Annotated in this window: 1 protein-coding gene; it reads left to right on the forward strand. The window is 58.4% G+C overall.

Translation table 11 applies throughout. From position 1 onward, the window contains the following. Positions 1 to 143: 143 nt before the first annotated feature. Positions 144 to 1169 (forward strand): IS110 family RNA-guided transposase, encoded by a 1026-nt coding sequence (locus ACFFNA_RS39380; protein ID WP_095090353.1) that lies wholly within the window; start codon positions 144 to 146, stop codon positions 1167 to 1169. The last annotated feature ends 383 nt before the right edge of the window (positions 1170 to 1552 follow it).

The following is a 1552-nucleotide window of genomic DNA, read 5'->3' on the forward strand; positions in this document are numbered from 1 at the left end:
GTAATTACATGGGGTAATCGCGGGAGCCGCGTCCACGTGCCGCTTTGTAGCCCTTGCGCATAGGCGGCGGTTGTTCCCCGATATGATGAAAAACGGGCTCACGAGTCGGACCCGGGCCCAGCAGCAATCGGAGAACAACAACCATGGACCAATTTATCGGCCTTGATGTGTCATTGAAAGAGACCTCGATCTCGGTGCGGCAGAATGGCAAGCGGAGCTGGCGCGGCAAATGCCCATCTGATCCGAAGTTGCTGGCCGAAGTGATCTGCAAGCGTGCGCCCAACGCGAAGAAGATCGTCTTCGAGACCGGCCCCTTATCGGTCTGGTTCTATCATGCGCTGACGGGGGAAGGCCTGCCGGCGATCTGCATCGATGCCCGTCACGCCAAAGCGGCGCTCGACATGGCGCCGAACAAGACCGATGCGAACGATGCAGACGGTCTGGCGCAGCTTGCAGAAGTTGGCTTTTACCGGGAGGTGCGGGTCAAGCAGTATGACAGCATGCTGACCCGCACACTGGTAGCCGCGCGCAGCCAGCTGATCAAGATCGTAACCGAGCTGTCCAATCAGATCCGTGGGCTGATGAAGACATTCGGGCTGGTCGTTCCCAAGGGTGCCGGCCGCGTATTCGAAGCCAATGTCCGAAACCTGATTGTCGATAACAAGGGACTGGAGCGGATTATCCTGCCTCTGCTCGAGACCTGGCGCACCGTGCGCGACCGGGCGGCGGAACTTGATCGGCAGCTTGTCGCCGCTGCGCGGGAAAGCGCGCCATGTCAGCTGCTGGTGTCGATACCGGGTGTTGGCTCGGTTGTCGCAGCCTCCTTCGCTTCAGCGATCGAGGCTCCGGAAAACTTCAGGACATCTCGTTCAGTTGGTGCGTGGCTCGGTCTCACCACCCGGCGCTACCAGTCGGGAGAAGTTGATTTTGACGGGCATATATCGCGGCGTGGCGACAACCATCTGCGGGGTCTGCTTTATCAAGCTGCCGTGGTGATCCTAACGAGAACCCTTGCTGACAGCACGCTTCGAACCTGGGGACTGAAGCTCAGGAAAAAGGTCGGCTTCAAGCGGGCCGCGGTCGCCGTGGCGCGCAAACTCGCTGTCATCATGCACACAATGCTGAAAACCGGCGAGCCTTTTGATCGGTCCGCCGGCGCGACCGCCTGAGATCGCACCGCATGGCATGGGAGACCACTCATGACTTGAAATTGAGCCACAACCAGATTGCGTCCTTTCTTCGGACACGCCGAGACGTCCCTGCCGGGACGTAGGTCGGGCCATTCCGCTATCGTGGGTTGCAGGTGCGTAACGTCCACGCAAACTGCGTTAATTACATTGGAAGGCCTCGCCTTGCGAATATCCATAATGCGGCGAACAGATGTCGACCGCGAAGACAACCATGCCTCCCGGCAAACGATCATCAACAGCGCGAAGAAGACCAGGCAGCGCGATCGTAACATCGCCTCCTGTTCGCTGTCTGTCCAAAAAACAGCAATGGCGTCTTCGGGCTATTCAAAAAAGACTTGATCAATGATCTGCGATTAGACAAC

It is taken from the genome of Mesorhizobium kowhaii, assembly GCF_042431665.1.
Taxonomy (GTDB): domain Bacteria; phylum Pseudomonadota; class Alphaproteobacteria; order Rhizobiales; family Rhizobiaceae; genus Mesorhizobium; species Mesorhizobium kowhaii.